Below are 22,887 nucleotides of genomic sequence, written 5' to 3'. Positions count from 1 at the left end.
CCACTCGGAAGCTACCGGGTGGCCTTTGTTGTTGGCTTTGATAGTTGGGCTGCGTTCAGCGTCGCGCCCCGAGCTCGCGGTGCCGTGCCGTTAGTGGCAGCCGCAGTCCTCGTGGCCCTCGTGCTCGTGATGGCCGTGGCAGCTGCAGGACTCGCCATGTTCGTGGGCGTGGTCGTGGTCATGGCCGTGGCAGCCGCACGTGGCCTCGCCGTTCTGTGCGAGCGTTCCGGCGATAAGGGCCTCGACACAAGCGTCGCAGCTGCCCTGAGCTCCTGCGTACACCGTGATGCCGGCTTGGGCAAGCGCGTTGATGGCGCCACCGCCGATGCCGCCGCAGATGAGCGTGTCCACGCCACCGTTGGCGAGCAGGCCCGCAAGGGCACCGTGGCCGGTGCCGTCGGTGCCCACGACCTGCTCGTTGAGTACCTTGCCATCCTGAATGTCGTAGATCTTGAACTGCTCGCTGCGGCCAAAGTGCATAAAGATGTTGCCGTTGTCGTACGTGGTTGCCACCCTCATGGTGTCGACCTCCTTTGCTGGCCATGCGGCCGTCGTTGCGGTGATGGGGGAGTACGCGATATTGCCGCCCTCGATGACGAGCGCCCGCCCGTTGACCAGCGCGTTTGCCACCTTGCGATGTGCGCGGCTGCAAATAGCCGCCACCGTGGCGCGCGCGATACCCATCTGCTTTGCGACTGCCTCTTGGTTAAGGCCTTCCAGGTCGCACAGGCGCAGCGCCTCGAGTTCGTCGACCGTCATGTCGATGGCGTCTCCGCTGGCTAGGCCGTCAGGGGTAAAGCCGCGGTATTCGGGGATGATCCCGACGCGGCGCAGTTTCTCGCGTCTTCCTGCCATACGTGCTCCTTATCTGACATATGTCAACAATAGAATAGCGAACGCGCAGATTAACGCAAGGAATTTCTGGCATATGCCAGAAAATGAAGGCATATGTTTGGGCTGTGGGGCCGCATGTGCCTGGGATACAATGAATCTCGCTTTTAGGCGACTGACAGGAGGGTCAATGAGCAAGGCTGATCAACAGTTTGTAACCATGTGCCGCGATATTCTGGACCATGGCACCACCACCGAGGGCCAAAAGGTCCGCCCGGTGTGGGAGGATGGCACCCCTGCCTATACCATTAAAAACTTTGGTGTCACGGCACGCTATGACCTGCGTGAGGAGTTTCCGGCGCTTACCTTGCGTCGTACGGCCCTCAAATCTGCCATGGATGAGATCCTATGGATCTATCAAAAGAAGTCCAATAACGTGCATGACCTCAACAGCCATATTTGGGACGAGTGGGCCGACGAGACTGGCTCCATCGGCAAGGCCTACGGGTATCAGATTGGGCAGAAGAGCCATTATGCCGAGGGCGACTTTGACCAGATGGATCGCGTGCTGTACGACCTTAAGAACACGCCGTACAGCCGCCGCATTATGACGAACACCTATGTGTTTAGCGACCTGTCCGAGATGCACCTGTATCCGTGTGCCTACAGCGTGACGTATAACGTGACGCAGCGTCCGCAGGATGATAAACCGACGCTCAACATGATTCTCAACCAGCGCAGCCAGGATATTTTGGCTGCGAACAACTGGAATGTGTGCCAGTACGCCATTTTGCTGATGATGGTCGCGCAGTCGGTCGATATGATCGCTGGCGAGCTGCTGCATGTGATCGCCGATGCCCACATTTACGACCGTCATGTCGATATCGTCCGCGAGCTTATCGAGCGTCCGCAGTTTGCGGCTCCCAAGGTAACGCTCAACCCCGATGTGCATGATTTCTATGCGTTTACGACCGATGATCTGATTGTCGAGGGCTATGAGCACGGCCCTCAGGTCAAGAACATCCCCATTGCGGTGTAGGTGACGCGCATGACGTGTAAGCTTTCTGCCATTGTCGCCGTGTGTGACGACTGGGGCATTGGTTGCGAGGGCGACATGGTGGTGTCCAATCGCTCCGATATGCGCCATTTTGTGGCGTGCACCAAAGGCTGTCCGGTCATTATGGGACGCAAGACGCTGCTGAGTTTTCCCGGCGGGCGCCCGCTTAAGAATCGACGCAATATCGTGCTCACGCGCGATGGGGACTTTGCTCCCATGGGCGTCGACGTGGTGCATAGCATCGACGAAGCGCTCGCCGCGGTAGCCGATGAGCCCGTTGCGTGGGTGATCGGTGGCGGCGAGGTGTATCGGCAGTTTTTGCCGTATTGCGCCGAGGCCGAGGTTACGCATAACCATTGCGTGCATGACGTGGATACGTATTTTCCCGATCTGGATGCCGATCCCGCGTGGGAGATTGCGCGGCGTGGCGGTGTTGCCACGATTGCCTCGGGCGAGGGCGACGAGGGTGTCGATTATGAGTTCGTAACGTATCGTCGCGTTGAGGCGTAAATCGTCCGGCGTGAACGGTATCATCGGATTGTTTGAATGCATGGGGCGGCGCTTAGCGTCGCCTCGTTTGGTATAGATGCGCTGTAAAGAAAGGTGCGGGCTGGCTGCTATGACTGATGCCGTTGAGGTGCTGCGAATCGATTCGCTCGAGGACGAGCGGCTTGATGCCTACGTGCGACTGACCGAGCGTGAGCTGCGCTGCGTGCTGGAGCCGCAGAAGGGCATTTTTATCGCCGAGAGTGCCAAGGTCATCGAACGTGCGGTTCGCGCCGGATACGAGCCGGTGAGCTTTCTTTTGGGCGAGCGCTGGCTCGACCAGATGATGCCGCTGTTTGAGCGCCTGGCGGTACGCGAGGGCGCGGGTCCGGTTCCCGTGTTCGTTGCCTCGATGGAGCTTATGGAGCGGCTGACGGGTTTTAACGTGACGCGCGGTGCGCTCGCGGCATTTCGTCGCCCGCGACAGATTCCGGTTGATGAGTTCTTGGGCGGCGTCGTCGAGGCGGCGGGGGAGCGCCCGGTGCGCGTGTGCGTGCTCGAGGGCATTGTCGACCATACCAATGTGGGCGCAATATTCCGCTCGGCGGCCGCGCTCAACGTCGACGGCATTTTGGTCAGTCCTACGTGTTGTGATCCGCTGTATCGTCGTTCTGCCCGCGTGAGCATGGGCACGGTGTTCCAGGTGCCCTGGACACGCATTGGCAGCGAAGCGCGCGTATGGCCGCATGATGGGCTGGCGGCGCTACACGATGCCGGCTTTTCGTGTGCCGCTATGGCGTTGACGGATGATTCGGTGTCGCTGGACGATCCCGCGCTGCAGGAGATTGACCGCCTGGCAATCTTTATGGGCACCGAGGGTGCTGGCTTGGGCGCCAAGACCATTGCGGGCTGCGACCGCGCCGTGCGTATTCCGATGGCGCACGGGGTCGATTCGCTTAACGTGGCCGCGGCAAGTGCTGTCGCCTTTTGGCAGCTGTGCCCGCATGTGAGCAACGAGTACCACTACCAGCCGGGGCTGTATCACTAGGCAATTATTTCGCACTGGGCTCTGGTTCGGGGCGTTTCGGCCGATACCGGTCGGTGCTAAGCTGGTATTGGCTTTGGTCTTAAATTGCCGTTTTGTTGTTTGATGTACGCTGTTGGGGAGGGCGTGTGGCTAAGAAATCTACGGCTATCGATGTGACGCAGGGTGTCATTTGGCAGCAACTGCTTTCGCTGTGCGTCCCTATCTTCTTTAGCTCGTTTTTTCAGCAGGCTTACACGCTTATCGGTACCTATATCGTCGGTCAGTTTGGCGGCAAGCTCGCGCTGGGTGGCATTCAGGCCACGATGGTGCTCACCGAGCTCTGCATCGGCTTTTGCGTTGGCGTTGGCGCTGGCTGCGCGGTCATTACCGGTCAGTATTTTGGTCAGCACGATGATGAGCGATTGAGTCGTTCGGTCCATACGGCCATGACGCTCGCGCTGGTGGGCGGTATCGTTTTCTCGATTCTTGGCATAGTGTTCGTTGAGCCCATGCTGGTACTTATGAACACGCCGCATGAACTATTGGCCGAGGGCGTGGCCTATGCTCGTTGCTATTTTGCCGCCATGGTTGCGGCGCTGCTGCTCAATATGGGAACGGCGCTGCTGCGCGCCGTGGGCGACACACGCGGTCCTGCTGTGATCATTGCTTCCGGCTGCCTTGTTAATGCGGTGCTGGATGTCATCTTCGTTGCCGTGCTTCATATGGAGGCTCTGGGCTGCGGCATCGCGGTGGCGCTGACCATTTGCTCCAACGCCACGATGATCGTGATTCGTATGATGCACGCTCCGGGTGCGTGGCGGCTTTCACTGTCCAAACTCTGCATTGATCCTGGCATTTGTAAGAGCATGATCTCGTGTGGTCTGCCGCTTGGCTTTCAGTCTGCTGCGTATTCGATTTCCAACGTTTTGATTCAGGTGTCGGTCAACTCGTTTGGTGCCGATGTCACCACGGCGTGGGGTCTTTCGGGCCGTTTGGATGGCATTGTCTGGATGGTTACCGAGGCGCTTGGCGTTTCGATCACCACGTTCTCGGCACAGAACTTTGGCGCGCGCAACTACGAGCGCATGCGCAAGGGCTACCATACGTCGCTTGTGCTGTCGTTTATGCTCATTGGTGGCCTGTCTGCCGTGCTACTGGTGTTCTCGGGTCCGTTGTCGCGTCTGTTTGTCGACGATGCTTCGATTTCGGCCTACACCACGACGATTCTTCATTTCATCGCGCCGTTCTACGCGATCTTCTCGATTATCGAAAACGCGTCCGGCTCCATCCGCGGCGCTGGCGTGAGCTTCCAGCCTATGATGCTCACGATTTTTGGCACCGTCGTGCTCAGGGTGATCTGGGTGTTTGCGATTATGCCGTTCGATCCGTCGCTTGAGCACCTGCTGCTGGTTTACCCCGTAACCTGGCTCATCACGGCCACGATGTTTACCATCTACCACCACAGCGGCAACTGGCTCGGCCGCGCCACCGCCTAATGATCCGTAGGGGACGGAGGAAAACGGATCATTGACCTGGCAATAAGGCAAAATGATCCGTTTTCCTCCGTCCCCTTCGGATCATTTAGTATTCGATGCCTTGGCGGGCTAGGAGGCCTTCGTCGAAGTAATGTTTGACGGGGCGCATTTCGGTGACCAGGTCTGCCAGATCGGCGAGGGGCAGCAGACCGCGGCCGGTGAGCACGAGCTCCGTGGTGGCGGGCTTTGTCGCGATCAGCGCTTCGACATCCACGCGCGTCACAAATCCACGGCGCATGGCCTCGCCAAGTTCGTCTAGAATCAGAACGTCGACTTGGCTAATCTGCTCGCGCGCCAGCTCCATGATCTGTGCGGCACAGGCTTCGGGCGTGTCGCGGTCGGCTTGTACGATGCGCAGACCTAAACGGGGCGCCGCATCATGCTCGGCGCAGTGCAGCTTCTTGGCAAACTGCAGCATAAGCACGTTAAGTCCATAGCCCGTGGCGCGCAGTGCAAGCCCCAGCGCAGCCGTCGTCTTGCCCTTGCCGTCGCCCGTGTAGATCTGAACCTTGCCGACTTCCAGTGATGCCATCTCTGTCCTTTCGTGCCCGGCGTCGGTTTATCGTCGCTCGGGTTGGGTATTCTAGAAAGCATTATCAACCCCAGTAGATGGAGTTCAAGCAGATGGAGATGGATGACAACAAACGTAGACGGAATATGATCCTCTACGTGCTCATCGCCTTCGTCGTCTACCTCGTGCTCTCGACCGTTCTGTTCCCCAACATCGGTCACACGCAGCAGATTACGAAGACCGATTACTCGACCTTTGTCAAAGCGCTCGATAAGAAGAGTGTCGACAAGGTCGAATACAATACGGACGATTACACGATTTATTACACCAAGAAGGGCGAGGACGAGAACATCGCCTACAAGACGACCGGTGTGCCAAACGATGCGGGCTTTACCGATCGCGTGCTTGAATCCGGCGCCTCGCTGGAATCTGTTGTCCCCGATAAGAACTCGGGTCTGATGACTTACTACCTGCTTACGCTCATTCTTCCCATGGCTATCTTCTTCCTCATCGGTTGGTGGCTCAATCGTCGCATGAAGAAGGCCATGGGCGATGACGGCCCGTCGATGAACTTTGGCGGCGGTGGTTTTGGCGGCGGCGGACTGGGCAAGTCCGGTGCTCGCGTTATCGCTTCCAAGGATGTGGGCGTGACCTTTAAGGACGTTGCTGGCCAGGAAGAGGCCAAGGAATCCCTTAAGGAGGTCGTCGACTTTCTGGAGAAGCCGCAGCGCTACGAGGAGATCGGCGCCAAGCTGCCGCGCGGTGCTCTTCTTGTCGGCCCTCCGGGTACCGGTAAGACCCTGCTTGCCAAGGCTGTGGCCGGCGAGGCCGGTGTTCCGTTCTTTAGCATTTCGGGCTCGGAGTTTGTTGAGATGTTTGTCGGTCGCGGCGCTGCTAAGGTGCGTGACCTGTTTAAGCAGGCCAAGGAAAAGGCCCCGTGCATCGTTTTTATCGATGAGATCGATACCATCGGCAAAAAGCGTGACGGCGGCGGCTTTAGCGGCAACGACGAGCGCGAGCAGACGCTCAACCAGCTGCTGACCGAGATGGACGGCTTCGATAACCACAAGGGTATTGTCGTTCTCGCTGCTACCAACCGACCCGACAGCCTTGACCCGGCCCTGTTGCGCCCCGGCCGTTTTGATCGTCGCATCCCCGTTGAGCTGCCCGACCTGACCGGCCGCAAGAACATCCTTGAGCTCCATGCCAAGAGCGTGAAGACGCAGCCCCCGATCGACCTGACTGCGATCGCCCGTGCCACGCCCGGCGCCTCGGGTGCCGACCTGGCCAATATCATCAACGAGGGCGCCCTGCGCGCCGTTCGCGAGGGTCGCAAGCGTGCAACCCAGGACGACTTCGAGGAGTCGGTGGAGGTCGTCATCGCCGGTCAGCAGCGCAAGTCCACGGTGCTGTCCGATCACGAGAAGCAGGTCGTTTCTTACCACGAAATCGGCCATGCCATCGTTGCCGCTCGCCAGAAGGGCTCTGCGCCGGTCACGAAGATTACCATCGTACCGCGCACGAGCGGTGCTCTGGGCTACACCATGCAGGTCGAGGAGGATGAGCGCTTCCTGACCACACGCCAGGAGGTCCTGGACAAGCTCGCCGTCTATTGCGGTGGCCGTGCAGCCGAGGAGCTCATCTTTGGTGAGATGACGACCGGCGCAGCCAACGATATCGAGCAGGCCACCAAGCTCGCCCGTAACATGGTGACGCGCTTTGGTATGTCCGATGAGTTTGGCATGATGGCACTCGGTACCGTTCAGAATGCGTACCTCAACCAGGACACGTCTCTCACCTGCGCCCCCGGTACGGCCGAGCGCGTGGACGCGATTGTCGCCAAGCTGATCGAGGATGCGCATGACCGCGCCCTGCAGATTCTCAAGGAGAACAAGTTTAAGCTCCACGAGCTGGCTCGTTATCTGTACAAGAAGGAGACGATCACGGGTGAGGAGTTTATGAATCTCCTCACGCGCGAGAACCCGCTGATGCCAAAGCAGCAGTAATACTAGTTGCACAGTGTCAATCGCCCCATTTGAGTGTCCATCTCAAATGGGGCGTTTTGCGTGGGGAGAGTTGTATATGAAGATCGTGGTAAGTGCCTGTTTGATGGGCGAGAGCTGCAAGTATAACGGGCTCGACAACTACCATCGCGAGCTGGTCGAGGCTTGCGAGCGTACGGGGACCGAGGTCCTGTTGGTATGCCCTGAGGTTTTTGGTGGCTTGCCTACACCGCGCAAGCCGTCCGAGATTGTGAACGGAGAGGTTCGTACCTGCGAGGGCGTGTCGGTTGATCGCGAGTTTCGCCAGGGTGCTCAACGTGCGCTCGATATGTGCGAGCAGGCGGGCGGCCCGTCCGAGATTGTTGCGTGCATTTTGCAGGATCGCAGTCCGTCGTGCGGCGTGGGCCATATCTACGACGGTTCCTTCAGCGGCACGCTCACAACGGGTAACGGTGTCTTCGTTGACCTGCTCCTGCGCCACGGCTACCGCGTGATCCCGGCAAGCGAATTCGATCCCAGCATGCTGGAACATTGTCCATAGCACTCGAACCCAACACTTCCTCACGGGTGACCGTTTTGGCATCATCCGTGAAGTTGATATTGAGTACGACCCGGTCATCAAAGACGTAGACCGAGTTGACAGGCGCCGTACCCAGGCAGCCCCTCCCCGCGGCCCTCACGCAGGAACGCGCACACGGCCTTCCCGTCTCTTGCGCCCCTCCCGGAACTGTCCACATCAGTGTAGCCAATCCAGTCCGCCAAGGGCTGCAGCCCGGACAACGCCGCGATGGAGGGCTTCTTCGGCCTGCTCAAGAGGGAGTTCTGGCACGGCAGGGACTGGTCGGGCTGGGCCCCCGCCCGCTTCATCGAGGAGCTCGGGGCCTGGATCGGCCGCTACAATACGGAGAGGCGCAGCGATGCGCTCGGCGGCCGCACGCCGGCCGAGTTCCGCGCCGCGCTGGGAAGGGCCGCGTAGCGGTCCAAGAAATCGTCCGCAGTCCCCATTCTTGCCCCTTTGGGACAGCTTCTTGTTGGGGCGTGCCCGCCCCAAACCCTGCTAGGAATGAGTACAGCAAACTGAAATATTCAAATTAGTCTTTGCAAATTACCTTTGAACATTCACCATCAATTACAATTCCCTGACGGTTGTTAATTGGGCATAGATTCAAATCCGAAAACTCAGTCATTATCTTCTCGGTAACTTTCTTAAATGGTGCTGTAAGATAATGCGGAAGAACATAGAAATCAATCAAATTAAGCCCTGCATCATCTTCTTGTGAGTAGTCCTCCGGCTTTTCATCCATTTGCTCGATATATTGGATGCTTGGAGCGCATACAATCGCACCTGCCGATTCACCAATCATCAGTTTTCCCTTTGCCAATTCTTTCTTCAACAGCTCATCCGTTCCCGTTTTACGGAGCTGGTCTATAAGGAAAAAAGAATTTCCGCCGGTAAAATAGATCACATCCGCATCTTCAAAAAGAGACTGTATCGTTGAATAAGCCTCCGTTGAAATATCAATTTCAGTTACGATTGCTCCCAACTTTTTGAATAATTTTCGAGCCGAGCCGACATAACCGGTGTAGCCTTCACGCAGCGAAGCTGTTGGAATAAATGCGACTTTTTTATTTTCAATTTCTTCCTTTATCAGACTTCCTACACTTGAAAAGTGAGAACATAAAAACAGTTTCATCAATATTCTCCTTTATATATAAATTCTTATTTGTTGAACTAAGCCGTGTATACCATACTCTCCAATGAAAGAACGCCCTGATATAGCGAAATTTTGCCGTTTTCCTGCGTACGTGCGTACACACTCCACAGGAATTCTAAGGGGCCTGCCCCCTTAGCACACGGACTTTGGAACAAAGTCTAGTGTGTTACGCCTTGCCAGAGGTGTACAGGCTCCCGGTATGCACGTACGAAGCAATTGCCATCAATGCGCCATATAAGTGGCGATCAAGTTCGCATAAAGCGACCTTGATCCCGCAAAACAAAAGGCAGGATACCATCACCACGATGATACCCTGCCTCTGTTCGTTTCTGTTTACCGTTCCGAGTACGAACTGAATGCTGGAGCAATATAAAACCACCACAAAGGTGCCTGTGAACTGCCTCCCATTTCTTGGACATCGGGAAATGGGAGGTTTTCCATGAGTATAGATCTCAGGTCGAAGCACGACCTGGAGTCCAGGAGGCGGGCCGTCGAGCTCTTCGACGCCGGCGTCGGCTGCAAGCCGGCGGCCGAGGCCCTGTCCGTCCCCCGCGAGACCGTGAGAGAATGGCAGTGGGTATACCGGGCGTTCGGAAGCGAGGCGCTGCTGTCCATGGACGGGAAGCAATCCAGTTACACATTCGAGCAGAGGGTCGCCGCGGCGTCGGCCGTGGTCGACGACGGGATGGCGAAGGCCGACGCCATGGCCGAGTTCGGGATCAGGTCGAAATCCCCGCTGGAGCGCTGGTGCAGGCTCTACCGCGAGGGCGGCGCCGAGGCGCTGCGGCCCCGCCCGAAGGGCAGACCGAGGGGGTCGAGGTCGAAACCCCGGGCCCGCACCCGCGAGCAGGAGCTCGAGGAGCGCTGCCGCAGGCTCGAGGCCGAGGTCGCCTACCTAAAAAATTGCGCGCCCTGGTCGAGCGGGACGGGCTCTGACCAGGGCGGCGGCCGAGGCGGTGAGGGCGCTGCGCGCGGAGGGGCACTCCCTGCGCCACCTGCTGGAGTGCTCGGGGCTCAGGAGGTCGACCTACTACTACGCGCTGGCGCACCCGCGGAGGCCGACCCGGCCCGAGCTGCGCGACGCCGCGGCCGAGATATTCTCGCGCACCGCCAACGGCTGCGGGCACCGGCAGATAGCCATGTGCCTGCGCGCCGAGCTGGGCGCGGTCGTGGCCGACAAGACCGTGCTCAAGATGATGCGCGAGATGGGCATCCGGTGCGGGATACGCCGCCGGGGCTCCCGCCGCCGGTACAGCTCCTACAGGGGGCTCGTGGGGAGCACGTTCGAGAACGTCATCGCGAGGGACTTCGGCGCCGAGGGGCCGTGGCAGAAGCTCGGCACCGACGTCACCGAGTTCAAGGTGGCCGGCGCCAAGGCCTACTGGGCCCCGGTGCTCGACTTCTGCACGAAGGAGATCGTGGCGAGCGACATATCGACCTCGCCGGACCTCGCCCAGCAGCACAGGATGCTCGACCGGCTCCTCGAGGCCCTGCCCGACGGGGCGGCGCCGACCATGCATTCGGACATGGGCTGGCAGTACCAGCACGAGTCCTACACCTCCAGGCTGGAGGGGGCGGGCATCACCCAGAGCATGTCGAGCAAGGGGAACTGCATCGACAACGCCACCACCGAGCAGCTCTTCGGCCACGTGAAGGACGAGTTCTACCGCGGCAGGGAGTGGGGCAGCTTCGGGGACTTCAAGCGCGACCTAGAGGGGTACATAGCCCATTGGAACACGCGGCGCAGGCAGGTAAGATTGAAGGGCCTGACGCCGGAGGAGTTCCGGAACCGGGCCCTTGCGGCGTAGTCGCTATTTATTCAGTCCAAGTTTCGGGGCGCAGTTCACTGTCCCCTTTGTGGTGGTTTTGGTAGGTTAGGCGAGGAGCGTGTGGCCGTAGGTGTTGGCAGCCTTGATGGCGGCGGCGAACTTTTCGTCGGTGAAGGGCCCGGGGTTTCCCTGCTTCCACTCGTTGGTGGTGTGCGCGTACTCGCACAGGGCGGGGATATCGGACTCGGAAAGCCCGACCTGCTCAAGCGTCACGGGCAGTCCCATCTGCTTGTTAAAGGCTGAGTAGCGCTCAAGGTTCTCGGTATCGCCCGTGTAGGCAAACAGCACCAGCACGCCCAGGCTCACGACCTCGCCATGCAGGTAGGTGCCCTCGCGCGGAATGCTGCAGGTGGCGTTGTAGAACGCATGCGCCACGCTCGAGTTGTAGTAGTAATCGTTTTGGTTGGTCAGGTTGGAGACGTAGCCCGTGTTGACCACGATATCGAGCGCGATCTGCTTGACGGCTTCGGTCGACAGGTTCTGGCGAACGTCCTCAAGACCCTGCACGCCATAGGTAAACAGCGGCTCGGAGCAGGTGTGTGCGAGCGCCAGGCCAAGACCTGCGGTGTGCTCCAGGTTGCCGGCGCTCGTGGCGTACTCGACCTCGGGCTGCTTGGACAGGGCATCGCCCACGCCCGCCCAGAAGTACTCCGCCGGAGCCTCGGCGATGATCTTGGGGTTGATGAAGATGTGCGCGGGGCGGTTGGGGTACGAATAGCCCTCGAGCGAGCCGTCGTCGTTGTAGACAACGGCAATGGCGGTCGCGGCCGAGCAGTTGGAGCAGATCGTCGGTACCGTAAAGACGATCTTCTTGAGCTCGATGGCCGCCGTCTTGACGGTGTCGAGCGCTTTGCCGCCACCGCATGCGATGAGCACATCGGCCTCTCGGCAGGCGGGGGAGTTAACAAGCTTGGCGATATTGGCACGCGTGCTGTTGGTGCCGTAGACGCGTGTCTCCAGAATCTCGATGTCGGTGCCCTCCAGTGCCGCTTCGATACTGGGAAGCGCCGCGGCCAGTGCTCGTTTACCACCGATAATCGCGACCTTGGCCGCTCCGTACTCGTCCAGCGCGCCGGGCAGCTCGTCAAAGCAGTCCTCGCCGACGGTGTAGTCGCTCATTCCAATCGTGCGCATAGCAGCCTTCTTTCGTTAGATAAAGTGCTTTCAGGTATTTTGCTCCAAGTGAGTGCTTGCGACCGCGAGAAATTACTAAAGTATGAAACCGATGTTGAGGGTTTTTCGCCGGCGTTGACCGTGCTACCATACAGCGCATAAGCGTTGATGGGGACGAGTAGTCGGCCGTCCGTGTGCTACAGAGAACGGGGAGCGCTGAGAACCCGTGCATGCGACCGATGAAAATCACCCCGGAGCTGCGGTCCCAACGGACGCGCCGTACAGGCACGTCTTAGTAGACATCGCCGAGATGGTCGTCGATACAGGCCAGCCGAGTAACGGATGCGAGCGCGCTGTAATGCGGGTGAGGGCATCTAAGCTGGGTGGTTAAGCGAAGAGCTTTTGCGGGCAGACGGCCCGTTTTGTGGCGCTTCGTCCCAGCTTGCAGGGACGGGCGCTTTTTTTGGTGCCCAACGGGCGTGCGCGCCCACGACATGAAAGGGGTACCGTGGCAAACGAGTACAAGCAGACGATGAATCTGCCCAAAACCGGTTTTCCCATGCGTGCCGGTCTTTCCAAGTCCGAGCCCAAGCGACTCAAGGACTGGCAGGACAACAAGGTCTACGAGCAAGTTCTGAAGAAGAACGAGGGTCACAAGAAGTTCGTGCTGCACGACGGCCCTCCGTACGCCAACGGTCCGATCCACATCGGCCACGCCATGAACAAGATTTCCAAGGACATGATCAACCGCTACTGGATGATGCAGGGCTATGAGGTCCCCTATGTCCCTGGTTGGGACTGCCACGGCCAGCCGATCGAGCACAAGGTCGAGGAGAAGCTCGGCACCGAGAAGTTCAACCAGACCTCTACGGCTAAGATCCGTGAGCTCTGCAACGAGTTCGCCGTCGAGAACATCGAGCTGCAGAAGGCCGGTTTCCGTCGTCTGGGCGTGCTCGGCGACTGGGACAACCCCTACCTGACGCTCTATCACCAGCATGACGCCGCCGACATCGAGGTCTTCAAGGCCATGTTCGATAAGGGCATGATCTATCGTGGCCACAAGCCGGTTCACTGGTGCAAGCACTGCCACACCGCGCTGGCCGAGGCCGAGATCGAGTACTCTGACGAGACGAGCCCCTCCATCTTCGTTCGCTTTGAGATGACCTCTAAGCCCGCCGGCCTCGAGAACTTCGACGGCCCGGTCGACTTCATCATCTGGACGACCACGCCGTGGACCATCCCCTCCGACCAGGCAGTTTCCCTCAAGCCCGGCGCCGCCTATGTCGCCGTTGAGCACGAAGGTCGTGCCGAGGTCATGCTCAAGGACCTGGCTCCCAAGTGCTGCGAGGAGTTTGGCTGGGAGTACACCCCGGTTATGGTCGACGGCAAGCCCTACGTGGTTCCCGCCGAGACCTTCCACCACATTCACTACAAGCAGCCGATCTTTGACGGTGTCGAGGGCGTGGCACTGCTGGCCGATTACGTCGGTGTGGATGACGGTACCGGTATCGTCCACAACTCGCCCGGCCACGGCGTCGACGACTACTTCGCCTGCCTCAAGGAGGGCATCACCGACATCTGCATGCCGGTCGATGACGACGGCAAGTTCTACACCGGTGAGGAGTTTGGCACCGGTGGCCCCTTCAGCGGTATGGATACCGATGAGGCCAACCCGCACATCATTGAGTTCCTGCGCGAGCGTGGCACCCTGGTCCTCGAGAAGAAGATCACGCACAGCTATCCGCACTGCTGGCGCTGCAAGCACCCGGTGCTCTTCCGTGCTACCGACCAGTGGTTTGTCTCGATGGACAAGACCGGTTTGCGCGAGCAGGCTGGCAAGGAGGTCCGCGAGAACGTCAAGTGGTATCCGGCCCACGCGGCCAACCGCATCGGTGCCATGGTCGAGCAGCGTCCCGACTGGTGCATCAGCCGTCAGCGCAACTGGGGCGTGCCTATCCCCAGCTACACCTGCGCCGACTGCGGCGAGAAGGTCATGAACGACGCCACGCTCGACGCCGTCATCAAGCTCTTCCACGAGAAGGGCTCCGATGCCTGGTTCACCGACGCTCCCGAGAGCTACCTGGGCGAGGCCTGTGTCTGCCCCAAGTGCGGCGGTCATCACCTCAAGTCCGATAAGGACATCCTCGACGTGTGGTGGGACTCCGGCGTGTCCTGGAAGGCCGTCTGCGAGTACCGTCCCGAGCTGGAGTACCCGGCGGACGTGTATCTCGAGGGCTCCGACCAGCACCGTGGTTGGTTCCAGAGCTCGCTGCTCACCTCGGTGGGCGCCAACGGCCACGCTCCCTACAAGGCGGTCGTCTCGCAGGGCTTCACCCTCGATGGTCAGGGCCGCAAGATGTCCAAGTCGCTCGGCAACGTCATCGACCCCAACAAGGTCTGCGACGAGATGGGCGCCGACATCATCCGCCTGTGGGTTGCCTCCGTCGACACCAGCTCCGACGTTTCCATCGACCACGAGATTCTCGCTCGTACGTCCGACGCCTACCGTCGTTTCCGCAACACGCTGCGCTTCCTGCTCTCCGAGCTCGAGGGTCAGTTTGAGCCCGAGACCGACGGCGTCGCCTTTGCCGACCTGCTGCCGCTCGACAAGCTCATGGTTGCCCGCCTGACCCAGGTCCAGGCCGAGGTCGACGACGCCTACGCGAGCTACGAGTTCCCGCGCGCCTACCGTGCGCTCTACGACTTCGTGGTTACCGAGCTCTCCAACGTGTACCTCGACGCTCTGAAGGACCGTCTGTACTGCGACAAGCCCGGCTCGCTCGAGCGCCGCAGCGCTCAGACCGTGCTGGCCGAGCTCTTCTCGATGCTCATGCGCGACCTGCAGCCGATCCTGTCCTACACCGTCGACGAGGCCATGGCATATGCGCCCGCCGGCTGCGTCGACCACCAGAAGTACGCCGCGCTGCTCGATTGGTACAAGTCGCCCATCACGGTTGATGAGGCCAACGAGTTTGAGGGCGTGCTCGAGGCTTCTCTCGAGCTCCGTAGCGCCGTGACCAAGGCCCTTGAGGATGCCCGTTCTGCCGGCACCTTCACCAAGAGCCAGCAGGTCCGCGTCGAGGCGGTCGTTCCCGCCGAGATGTATGCGCTGCTGACCGGCGACAAGGCCGTCGACCTGGCCGAGTTCTACATCGTCTCCGATGTTGAGCTGACCCAGGGCGAGGAGCTCTCCGTTGCTATCGAGGCTGCCGAGGGCGAGTGCTGCGACCGTTGCTGGAACTACCGCACCACCGTCGGCGAGTACAACGGCCACGCTCACATCTGCGAGAGGTGTGCGAATGCCCTTTAAGGCACGGTAACTCGGCATTTTAGTTATAGGGAGAATTTGGGCGCCTTCGGCCCATTTGCTCCGCTGAATAAAAGCGGCATTCCGTTTTTCGGAATGCCGCTTTCGTTTTTAGCTGGTTATTTCGCTTGCGTTGGTGGATATGTCGTGCGTTCTGCGTGTGGCAATATAAGATGGTTAATTGCGTTAAACGTAATTCGATGTTTTTGAGGGTAGGGGATTGATTTGGGTCGTTCTGCGGATATGACGCCGCCTTTGCGTTGGCGGTTGGGTGTTGCTGGTAGCGTGGCGTTGGCCGTGCTGCTTGTTGACCAGCTGACCAAGCTTGCGGTTCGTGCCGTCGGCGATGCTCTGCATGTGACTATTATCCCCGGTGTGATCGACTTCCTTTTCGTGCGTAACATCGGTGCTGCCTTTAGCATGGGCGAGGGACATGGCCTCGCGTTTGCCGTGCTGGCGTTTGTCGTTATCGTTGCGATCGCGGTGTACTTGCTTCGCGCGCCCCAGCTTGCTCGCTTTGAGGTTGTGGGCATGGCTATGGTCGTGGGCGGCGCCATTGGCAATGCGATCGACCGTCTGGCTTTTGGCTTTGTGACCGATTTTATTGCCACCACCTTCATCGACTTCCCCGTCTTCAATGTTGCCGATATCGGCATTACCGTGGGCGTCGTGCTCGCCCTCTTTGGCTACATGTTCTTGAGCCCCGCGGCCCGTGAGGTCGATGCGACCGCCGAGCTTAACGCCCGTGACGAGGCCCGCGCCAAGCGCAAAGCCAAGCAGCGTGGGGAGCGTGCCCGCAAGATTCGCGAAAGGAATGAGCGCTAATGGCCGACATCCATATCCTTGTTGCCGATGATGCCGCTGCTCAGCGTCTTGACGCCTATCTAGGTGCCAACGACGGCTGTCCCACACGCTCTGCCTGCGCGCATCTGATTGAGGGCGGCGCCGTTGCCGTCAACGGCGAGACCTGCCTGTCCAAAAAGTACGCCGTGCGAGCCGGCGACCGTATTTCGGTCGATTTGCCCGAGCCGCACGACCCGACCGACGTGATTCCCGAGGCCATTCCCCTCGATATTCGCTACGAGGACGACTACCTTATCGTGCTCTCCAAGCAGCGCGGCCTGGTGTGCCATCCTGCGCATGGTCATGAGAGCGGTACGCTCGCGAATGCCCTGGTCTATCACTGCGGTATTGACCATCTGGGCACCGTGCAGGGCGAGGATCGCCCCGGCATCGTGCATCGTCTGGATCGCGACACTTCGGGCCTTATGCTTGCGGCGAAGGACGACGACACCCAGCGCGCGCTCCAAAATCTTATCCGTACGCGCACGCTCGACCGCCGCTATATTACGCTCGTTCACGGACATATCGCTATGGATGAGGGCACCATTAACACCGGCATTGCCCGTTCTACGCGTGACCGTGTCAAGATGGCGGTTTCGGACGATCCTTTCGCGCGCCAGGCCATTACGACCTTTAAGGTCCTCGAGCGCTTCGATTCCACGCGTTTTGACGACGGCTATACGCTCGTCGAGTGCCACCTGTTTACGGGCCGCACGCATCAGATACGCGTGCATATGCGCCATATCAACCACGCCTGCGTGGGCGATCCACTCTACGGCAAGTGCGATGCACGCGCCGATCAGGGGCTGACCAGGCAATTCCTTCATTCCTGGCGCGTCGCATTCGACCATCCCGTGACGGGGGAGCGCATTGAGTGCCGCGACGAGCTGCCGTGGGATCTCGCTGCGGTTCTTGACGACCTGGCCCCGCGCTCGCTTGGTCGCACCGCTGCCGGCGACGAGATCGTTCCTCAGCTCGGTCTTCTCGAAGCCTAGTCGGTATTAGGTGGTTTCTTGAACGCCCCTAGCCTGCGGTAAGATATACGGTTGTTTACGTAATGCGTTCCTGGGAGCCTGCATGCTCGCCTTTTTACAAACCAACACACCCATCGTGATCTTCAACCAGATTGTCGTCACGCTGCTCACGGTCTGCTTCTTGTACCAGGTGGTCTTCTTTGTCATCGGTGCTCTCCGCGGCGAGGTCGCGCCTCCCAAGGCCAAAAAGCTCCACCGGTATGCCTTCTTTATTGCAGCACACAACGAGGAGGCCGTTATCGCCAACCTCGTTCGCTCCATCAAGGACCAGGATTATCCGTCCGAGCTCATCGAGGTCTTTGTCGTCGCCGATGCCTGCACCGATAACACCGCGCAGCTCGCGCGCGAGGCGGGCGCTGTCGTGTACGAGCGAAACGACCTGGCCCGTAAAGGCAAGAGCTGGGTCATGGACTTTGGTTTCGACCGTATCCTTAACGAGTATCCCGACACCTTTGAAGGTTACTTTATCTTCGATGCCGATAATGTTATCGCCCGCGATTACGTGTCCAAGATGAATGATGCCTTTGACCAGGGCTTCCATGTGGTCACGAGCTATCGTAACTCCAAGAACTTCGGAAGCTCGTGGATCTCGGCAGCGAATGCCACTTGGTATCTGCGCGAGGCGCGTTTTCTCAACAACGCGCGCAACATCTGCAAGACGTCCTGCGCCGTATCGGGTTCGGGCTACCTTATCTCGGCTAGCGTTATTGAGGGCATGCACGGCTGGCAGTTCCATACGCTGACCGAGGATATTCAGTTCACCACGTTCTGCGCTATTCACGGCATTCGTATTGGCTATGCGCCGGCGGAGTTCTTTGACGAGCAGCCCGTGACGTTTAAGGCGTCCTGGAAGCAACGTATGCGTTGGACTAAGGGTTTCTACCAGGTGTTCTTTACCTACGGTAAGCATCTGGTCAAGTCGACCTTCCGCTATCATCGTTTTGCCGCCTACGACATGTTTATGACGATTGCCCCTGGTATGCTGTTATCGCTGATTTCGATGCTCGCCAACGCCACGTTCCTAATCGTCGGTGGTCTTTCGCATGGCTTTTTGGCTACCGAGGTCGAGATGCAGGCGTGTGCCGCTTCGCTCATCATGACCTTCGTCATGATGTATCAGACCTTCTTTATCCTGGCGCTGCTCACGACTATCTTCGAGTACAAGCACATCCATTGCGCGCAAAAGTGGCGCCTGGTGACCAACCTGTTTACCTTCCCGATCTTTATGTTCAGCTATATCCCCATCACGGTTGCCGCGCTGTTCCTGAAGGTCGACTGGGTGCCCACGCAGCACGCCGTTAACGTTACCCTCGACGAGGTCATGCAGGGCGCCAAGTAACCACGACCAGAACCACCACGAAGGGGACAGGCACCTTTGTGGTGGTTTCTGCTTTTGAGTGATTGCCCCGGGAGGTGTTCAATGGTCTATATTCCCTTTTGGATCTGCGCCTTTGCCGGTGCGGTGATTGATGTCCGTGAACGGCGGTTTCCCAACGCGCTTGCCGCCGCATGCGCCGTGGCGGCGTTTGCAGGCGTTTGGCTGGACAGGGGCTTGAACACGGCGCTTGACCACGCCGGTCCTGCCGTTATCGTGTACCTTTCCCTTGTGCTGACCGAGTCGCTTTGGCGGCGTTTCCGCCAGGCTCCCGGCATCGGCATGGGGGATGCCAAGGCGCTTTTCGCGCTTTGCACGCTCGACCCTCTGGGCGGCATCGTGGCATTTGCCGTTGCGCTCCTGGTCCTGGCCCTCTCCTGCCTCTTCACAAAATCGCGCTCCCTGCCATTGCTCCCGTTTTTGGTGCCGATATTTGCCATAATCGAGGTCGTGGGCTGGACATTGTAACCGATTGCGCATCCTTTTTAAGGAGCATGCCATGGCAACTAATCAAGAAACGGCCGTCATTAAGGCGCGCATGGACCGTATTCCCTCGGCGTTGTCGCCCGAACTTTTCGAGCGCATTGCCACCGATCGTGCTTCGGGCTATGTTAACCCGTATCGTTGCAACGACGATCAGGTCATTCGTCGTATTGATCGCGCCGCCGACAAAGGCACGCTTATGCGTCCGGCGTTTATGCGCGATACCGAAAAGATACTTCATCTTCCGGCGTACACCCGTTATGCAGGCAAAACGCAGGTCTTTAGCTTCCGTAGCAATGACGATCTGTCACGCCGCGGTTTGCACGTGCAGCTTGTCTCCCGCATTGCGCGCGATATCGGTCGCGCCCTGGGGCTCAATTGCGATCTGATCGAGGCGATTGGCCTGGGCCACGACTTGGGACACACGCCTTTCGGCCATGCCGGTGAGCGATTCCTCAACGATATCTACCACGAGCGTACGGGGCGTTATTTTTTCCATAACGTGCAGTCGGTCCGCGTGCTCGACGCGCTGTACGGCCGTAACGTGTCACTCCAGACGCTCGACGGCGTGCTATGCCATAACGGCGAGTACGAGCAGCGCGTGTTTGAATTGTCGGATATGGGCTCCTTTGACCAGTTCGATCAGGCGGTCGAGGACTGCATCGCCACGGGCTATGGCGCCATTGGGCACCTGCGTCCCATGACGCTCGAGGGCTGCGTCGTTCGCATCTCGGATATTCTTGCCTACGTCGGTCGTGACCGTCAGGATGCGATCGCGGCGGGTCTGCTTTCGCCCGACGCTTTTGACGATGGTCGGGGCGGCGCCTATAACAGCTGGATCCTCACGCACGCTTCCATCGATATCGTTGAGCATAGCTATGGTAAGCCGCGCATCGAGATGAGCGAGGACCTGTTTGAGGAAATTCGCCGAGCCAAGCGCGAGAACTACGAGAAGATCTATAGCAAGGGCGGTATCGAAGGCGATTCCGAGGAGGAGCTGCGTGAGGCGTTCGAAAAGCTCTACGACCGTTGCCTGCGGGATCTAAACAGTGGCGACGAGTCCTCTTATATCTTTAAGCACCATATTTCGCGCATTGAGCAGCAGCTTTCCTACTACGATCGTACCTATGCCTGGCAGGACGACAAGGATCAAGCCGTGGTGGATTACATCGCGAGCATGACGGACGGTTATTTCTGCGAGCTGACGAGCAAGCTGTTCCCGGGTCTAAAGTTTCCGCATCGTACCTATATTAACGAACGGTAGTTCGTATTTATTCGGTATACTGTTTGTGGAAAACGTTTTTGATTGATGCACGGGATGGCTATGGACGACCTTTTTTCTGCTTCGACGCGCGAGCGTTCCTTTCAGAATGCGCCGCTTGCGGTGCGCATGCGCCCCAATTCGCTCGACGAGTATGTGGGCCAGCAAAAGGCCGTCGGTAAGGGCTCATGGTTGCGTGCCGCGATCGAGCACGACGTGCTTTCGAGCGTGATTCTGTACGGGCCGGCCGGTACGGGTAAGACGACGCTGGCCCACATTATCGCCAACCATACCAAGAGCGAGTTTGTCGAGGTCAGCGCCGTGACGGGCACCGTAAAGGACTTGCGCCGCGTGATTGACGAGGCCAAGACGCGCCTGAATACGTACGACCGCCGCACCATTCTATTCATCGATGAGATTCACCGCTTCTCTAAGTCGCAGCAGGATGCCCTGCTGCATGCAGTTGAGAACCGTACCGTCATTATGATTGGCGCTACGACGGAGAATCCGTACTTCGAGGTCAACTCGGCGCTGCTCTCACGTGGTCGAGTCGTGGAGTTTGAGCATTTAAAGGATGAGGATATCGCCATGCTTATCGAGCGTGCGCTCGAGGCACCTCAGGGCCTGAACGGCAAATTCTCGGCCGATGATGATACGGTCAAGACCATTTGCACGCTGGCAGCGGGTGATGCACGCTCGGCCCTGACGACGCTTGAGTTGGCGAGCGAGATTGCCGTCACGCGTCCCGATACCGAGGGGACGCCGGCTCCGGCGGCGGGGGAGCGGTATCCCATCACGGTCGACGATGTGAAGATCGCCAATCCGCGCCGTGGGTTTTCGTATGACAAAAACGGTGACATGCACTACGACATTATCAGTGCGTTCATTAAGTCCATGCGCGGCAGCGACCCCGATGCCACCATTTATTGGCTCGCGCGCATGATCGATGCAGGGGAGGATCCTAAGTTTATTGCACGCCGTATTATGATTCAGGCTTCTGAGGATGTTGGCAACGCCGATCCGCAGGCGCTTTTGGTGGCGCATGCCGCGTTTAAGTCTGCCGAGGTCATTGGCTATCCCGAGTGTCGCATTAACCTGGCTCAGGCTGCACTCTATGTGTGCTTGGCGCCTAAATCCAACGCGTGTGAGGCTTCAATCGATGCGGCGCTGGCCGATATCCATTCTAGTGGGCTTCGCGAGGTGCCGAGTTATCTACGCGATCGCCATCGCCCGGGCAGCGATGAATACGGTGTGTATAAGTATCCGCACGATTATCCCGAAGGCTGGGTCGACCAGCGCTATTTGCCCGAAGGCTTAGAACGCGGTGCATTTTGGCAGCCTGCCGGCCGCGGTTGGGAAGAATGGCGCGTAGAGCAAAGCGAACGCGACCGCAGCGGGAATGCACCGAAGTAGCTGCTGATAATTTTGTCCCACGTTGCTGCTCTTGGCATGTTCGGTCCCCTTTGGGGTACCATGGAAAGCGTTTGTATTTCGATTCCTTTGGGAGGCTTGTATGAGTCCCATTCAAATCGCCTTGCTGCTGCTCGCCGTTGCCGGCGTGTGGGCTATCGTTGAGCTTGCGCTCACCCTGCGTAAAACCCGCACCGTTGTCGACTCGCTCGACAAGACGGTAACCGACCTCAATAATACGATTGCCGAGGCGCAGCCCGTGGTGGCAAAGCTTGATGGTGCCGTTGACGAGCTTACGCCGGCACTTGCCCAGATGGAGCCGCTCCTCAAGTCGAGCAAGACTGCCATTGACGCCCTGACGTCCAACCTCGTTGAGGTTGAGGCGGTAGTTCGCGACATCTCCGAGGTCACGGGCAGTATGGCCGAGGCCAGCAATGCCGTATCGAGCGTGACAGATTCTGCGGCCGGCGCCGTGCAGAAGCTCTTCAATAAGGTGAAGGCTCCTGCAGCCGACGCCGATCGTAAGCTAGCCGCTGCCGCCGCCGAGGCCGAGCAGCCTACCGAGCGCGTTCTGATCGGTGAGGCTGAGGACGAGGCCGCCGATGGTGCGGATGCGGCTCAGAAGCCCGCAGCCAAGCCGGCTCAGTATTACACCTATACGCCCGCCGAGTCCTCTGAGGAGTCCTGCGATGAGTAGCGAAGCAACCTTCCCCATCACGCTGACCGTTGCCGGCGACCCGCGTCTCGCTCGCCTTGTGCGCATGACGGCAGCCAACGTTGGTGCCCTGTGCTCCATGTCTGTCGATCGCATCGAGGACATCCGCATGGCTGCCGAGGAGGCTTTCATCTTTGGGTGCACCGCGGTCGACTGCGACGACATCACCATCAAATTCGATGTCGATGAGACTCACGTTGGCATGACTATTACCTTTGGAGACCAGGCTACGGTTGATGAAGACGACCAGGCTGCGGTGTATGCCGAGCTCATCCTCGCGAGCGTGTGCGATTCCTACGAAAAGACTGCGGCGCCCCTGACGCTTTCCCTCGATCTCAAGGCGGATATCTAA

Annotated in this window: 21 protein-coding genes and 1 pseudogene; 18 read left to right on the top strand and 4 right to left on the bottom strand. The window is 59.0% G+C overall.

Features of this window, described 5'->3' with window-relative positions; translation table 11 throughout:
* Positions 1-90: 90 nt before the first annotated feature.
* Entirely contained in the window at positions 91-855 is a 765-nt protein-coding gene (locus tag DXD48_RS04330) for a DUF134 domain-containing protein (RefSeq protein ID WP_117564145.1), read from the bottom strand.
* A gap of 166 nt (positions 856-1,021) precedes the next feature.
* On the opposite strand from DXD48_RS04330, the gene thyA reads away from it, so the two are divergent.
* From thyA to DXD48_RS04310, 4 genes are all read left to right on the top strand, one after another.
* Entirely contained in the window at positions 1,022-1,870 is an 849-nt protein-coding gene (thyA, locus tag DXD48_RS04325) for a thymidylate synthase (protein WP_117564144.1), read from the top strand.
* A 9-nt stretch (positions 1,871-1,879) separates the two neighbouring features.
* A complete protein-coding gene (locus tag DXD48_RS04320; RefSeq protein WP_117564143.1) occupies positions 1,880-2,398 on the top strand; it encodes a dihydrofolate reductase in 519 nt (172 codons plus the stop codon).
* A 109-nt stretch (positions 2,399-2,507) separates the two neighbouring features.
* Positions 2,508-3,422 carry an RNA methyltransferase gene (locus DXD48_RS04315; protein WP_055286414.1) on the top strand — a complete coding sequence of 305 codons (915 nt, stop codon included), beginning with the start codon at positions 2,508-2,510 and terminating at the stop codon, positions 3,420-3,422.
* Positions 3,423-3,547: 125 nt separating this feature from the next.
* Positions 3,548-4,897: an MATE family efflux transporter gene (locus DXD48_RS04310; protein WP_117564142.1), complete on the top strand. Its 1,350-nt coding sequence runs from the start codon at positions 3,548-3,550 to the stop codon at positions 4,895-4,897.
* 85 nt (positions 4,898-4,982) lie between these two features.
* Here the strand turns inward: DXD48_RS04310 and DXD48_RS04305 are convergent, their stop codons facing one another.
* Positions 4,983-5,468 (bottom strand): cob(I)yrinic acid a,c-diamide adenosyltransferase, encoded by a 486-nt coding sequence (locus DXD48_RS04305; protein WP_117564141.1) that lies wholly within the window; start codon positions 5,466-5,468, stop codon positions 4,983-4,985.
* 92 nt (positions 5,469-5,560) lie between these two features.
* Here DXD48_RS04305 and ftsH point away from each other — a divergent pair, with 92 nt between their 5' ends.
* The 3 genes from ftsH (at position 5,561) to DXD48_RS04285 (ending at position 8,426) form a co-directional block, all read left to right on the top strand.
* On the top strand, positions 5,561-7,453 hold the full coding sequence (gene ftsH, locus DXD48_RS04300) for an ATP-dependent zinc metalloprotease FtsH (RefSeq protein ID WP_198019956.1): 1,893 nt from the start codon (positions 5,561-5,563) through the stop codon (positions 7,451-7,453).
* Positions 7,454-7,529: 76 nt separating this feature from the next.
* The gene (locus tag DXD48_RS04295) at positions 7,530-7,991 is read left to right on the top strand and encodes a DUF523 domain-containing protein (RefSeq protein WP_117564140.1); all 462 of its coding nucleotides are present in this window, start codon (positions 7,530-7,532) and stop codon (positions 7,989-7,991) included.
* A gap of 207 nt (positions 7,992-8,198) precedes the next feature.
* Positions 8,199-8,426: an integrase core domain-containing protein gene (locus tag DXD48_RS04285; RefSeq protein WP_255413152.1), complete on the top strand. Its 228-nt coding sequence runs from the start codon at positions 8,199-8,201 to the stop codon at positions 8,424-8,426.
* A gap of 115 nt (positions 8,427-8,541) precedes the next feature.
* On the opposite strand, the gene DXD48_RS04280 is transcribed toward DXD48_RS04285, so the two are convergent.
* On the bottom strand, positions 8,542-9,144 hold the full coding sequence (locus DXD48_RS04280) for a Type 1 glutamine amidotransferase-like domain-containing protein (RefSeq protein ID WP_117564137.1): 603 nt from the start codon (positions 9,142-9,144) through the stop codon (positions 8,542-8,544).
* A 460-nt stretch (positions 9,145-9,604) separates the two neighbouring features.
* On the opposite strand from DXD48_RS04280, the pseudogene DXD48_RS10370 reads away from it, so the two are divergent.
* Positions 9,605-9,916: pseudogene (locus DXD48_RS10370) on the top strand (helix-turn-helix domain-containing protein); the annotation flags it as partial.
* Between the two features lie 205 nt (positions 9,917-10,121).
* Positions 10,122-10,973: an IS3 family transposase gene (locus DXD48_RS04270; protein ID WP_199407894.1), complete on the top strand. Its 852-nt coding sequence runs from the start codon at positions 10,122-10,124 to the stop codon at positions 10,971-10,973.
* Between the two features lie 66 nt (positions 10,974-11,039).
* On the opposite strand, the gene DXD48_RS04265 is transcribed toward DXD48_RS04270, so the two are convergent.
* Complete coding sequence (locus DXD48_RS04265; RefSeq protein WP_117564135.1) at positions 11,040-12,128, bottom strand: iron-containing alcohol dehydrogenase family protein; 1,089 nt, start codon at positions 12,126-12,128, stop codon at positions 11,040-11,042.
* Between the two features lie 511 nt (positions 12,129-12,639).
* On the opposite strand from DXD48_RS04265, the gene ileS reads away from it, so the two are divergent.
* The 9 genes from ileS to DXD48_RS04220 all read left to right on the top strand — a co-directional run bounded on the left by ileS (position 12,640) and on the right by DXD48_RS04220 (position 22,887).
* A complete protein-coding gene (ileS, locus tag DXD48_RS04260; protein ID WP_369831492.1) occupies positions 12,640-15,417 on the top strand; it encodes an isoleucine--tRNA ligase in 2,778 nt (925 codons plus the stop codon).
* A 222-nt stretch (positions 15,418-15,639) separates the two neighbouring features.
* A complete protein-coding gene (lspA, locus tag DXD48_RS04255; RefSeq protein WP_233502351.1) occupies positions 15,640-16,239 on the top strand; it encodes a signal peptidase II in 600 nt (199 codons plus the stop codon).
* Entirely contained in the window at positions 16,239-17,252 is a 1,014-nt protein-coding gene (locus DXD48_RS04250) for an RluA family pseudouridine synthase (protein WP_117564133.1), read from the top strand. The genes lspA and DXD48_RS04250 overlap by 1 nt, the downstream gene beginning before the upstream one ends.
* 82 nt (positions 17,253-17,334) lie before the next feature.
* Entirely contained in the window at positions 17,335-18,630 is a 1,296-nt protein-coding gene (locus tag DXD48_RS04245) for a glycosyltransferase family 2 protein (protein WP_117564132.1), read from the top strand.
* 81 nt (positions 18,631-18,711) lie between these two features.
* On the top strand, positions 18,712-19,134 hold the full coding sequence (locus DXD48_RS04240; protein ID WP_089571722.1) for a prepilin peptidase: 423 nt from the start codon (positions 18,712-18,714) through the stop codon (positions 19,132-19,134).
* Between the two features lie 31 nt (positions 19,135-19,165).
* The gene (locus DXD48_RS04235) at positions 19,166-20,413 is read left to right on the top strand and encodes a deoxyguanosinetriphosphate triphosphohydrolase family protein (protein WP_117564131.1); all 1,248 of its coding nucleotides are present in this window, start codon (positions 19,166-19,168) and stop codon (positions 20,411-20,413) included.
* Between the two features lie 60 nt (positions 20,414-20,473).
* Positions 20,474-21,823, top strand: a complete 1,350-nt coding sequence (locus DXD48_RS04230) for a replication-associated recombination protein A (protein WP_199407893.1) — start codon at positions 20,474-20,476, stop codon at positions 21,821-21,823.
* Between the two features lie 100 nt (positions 21,824-21,923).
* Complete coding sequence (locus DXD48_RS04225; RefSeq protein WP_117564129.1) at positions 21,924-22,517, top strand: hypothetical protein; 594 nt, start codon at positions 21,924-21,926, stop codon at positions 22,515-22,517.
* Complete coding sequence (locus tag DXD48_RS04220; RefSeq protein WP_117564128.1) at positions 22,510-22,887, top strand: ATP-binding protein; 378 nt, start codon at positions 22,510-22,512, stop codon at positions 22,885-22,887. The genes DXD48_RS04225 and DXD48_RS04220 overlap by 8 nt, the downstream gene beginning before the upstream one ends.

This window comes from Collinsella sp. TM05-37 (assembly GCF_003436455.1).
Lineage (GTDB): Bacteria > Actinomycetota > Coriobacteriia > Coriobacteriales > Coriobacteriaceae > Collinsella.
This window is presented reverse-complemented; position numbering and strand designations above follow the sequence as displayed.